The sequence below is a fragment of the Chryseobacterium endalhagicum genome (assembly GCF_016745235.1).
GTDB classification, from domain to species: Bacteria; Bacteroidota; Bacteroidia; order Flavobacteriales; family Weeksellaceae; genus Chryseobacterium; species Chryseobacterium endalhagicum.
In genome coordinates this window covers 1-1,654 of sequence record NZ_JAELVM010000009.1, presented here as the reverse complement: position 1 = coordinate 1,654, position 1,654 = coordinate 1, and the positions used below count along the sequence as shown (strand labels likewise).

The following is a 1,654-nucleotide window of genomic DNA, read 5'->3' as shown; positions in this document are numbered from 1 at the left end:
TTTTAGCGGTGGGGCTCACCTGTTCCCATTCCGAACACAGAAGTTAAGCCCACCAGCGCCGATGGTACTGCGAAAGCGGGAGAGTAGGCCGCCGCCAGTTTTTATTAAAAAGTCTCATACATTTATGTGTGAGACTTTTTTTTTATACCCATCCAAAAAATACCAATATCAATTATCAATCATCAGTAATGAGTAATGAGTAATGAGTAATGCGGGGGCAGAACCTTGTAACTACTACTACCCAGCATCACAGATCAATCATCATTAATCACTTATCTTTAAATTTGCCATAAGCCATAAGCCATAAGCCATAAGCCATAAGCCATAAGCCATAAGCAGTAAGCTCCTTAGGAGCGCCCTGTTAATAGGATAGATATTTATAATATTATGTTTTGGATTTATCAGCCCTGTAAGGCGGCCTGTTGTTATATTCATTATTCATATCTAATTAATCAAAATAAAGAATACAAATCCTGTACAATACATACAGGATTTTTTTTGTTTTAAACTTTTATAGAAACATTTAATTGATAGCCAAAATATTCAATAGGAGCGGGCTTCAGCCCGCTTACAATGCATACCCAGTGCAATAGGCTTTAGCCAAAACTTAGAGCTAGACTTAAGCGGTTGTCCTTATATATATTACTTGTAATTAAGAAACAATCTGTTCAATCCGGTAGATCTGCGTGAGATATTCATTGCTGTTAACTATTATCTCAGGAATTTTTACACCTATACCTTTATACAAACCAATCTGATATTCTTATAGTTTTCAATAATCTTAACACCTGGCAGGTCGCATGGCTTTCATTATAGTCATAATTTATGAAACAATAGATCTCACGAAACTGCGCGATCACTGAAAGAATCATCTTCCTTCTTTCTAAACTTTATCTTTCCCAAAAAACTTATCCAGCCAATATTTAAAATTATCCTCCCTAAAACTTCGGCTGCCACTTCCAAAAGTGAAGCGTTCCTTCTTGAGCTTACTATCCACTCAGACCCTATTTCCAACTATTGAACAAACCTTTCCGCTACTACCATTTATCCTCCCTCCACAACGATCATTAATAATCAGTCATTGTGGATAAGTCCGGTTTTCTATTAATGCCTTCAAAAATAGAACCTTACGGAGCTACTTATCCCCAATGCGTCTTGTATGTAAATTTTATGTTAAATAAGTTTGTTTTGCGTTTGAATAAGTTGTTATCTTTGCCCCACTGAAAAACGAGAGTTATACAGTAGCGCAGAAGAGCTTTTAGGTAAGCATAATTATTTAGGATTAACTTTAAGATACAGGAAAAAAGCTTTTAAAATTTTTAGAAATAAAAGTTGTGAGAGTTAAAAAAGTTTGTATCTTTGCAGTCCGGTTAAACGGGGAGCAGAAGTTAATAAGGATAAGGGTTTTGAAAGGATTTAGGGTTAGTTAAAAAAAACTTTAAATTTTCTTGTAAAACATTTTGTCATTAAAAAATAAATACTTACTTTTGCAACCGCAAATAAGGAACAGAACGACAGAAAGATTCCTTATACATTGCGGAAAGAAAAAAGATCATTGACATACAATATAACAACCAAGTAAGAAAAAAACTAAAGCGTAAAACACTTTGAGCGGGTCAGGAAAAACATACAATGGAGAGTTTGATCCTGGCTC

General features: G+C 34.9%; 1 rRNA gene. It reads left to right on the top strand.

What is annotated here, in order from left to right:
- A 5S ribosomal RNA gene (gene rrf / locus JET18_RS21850) occupies positions 1–100 on the top strand; the annotation flags it as partial.
- Between the last annotated feature and the right edge of the window lie 1,554 nt (positions 101–1,654).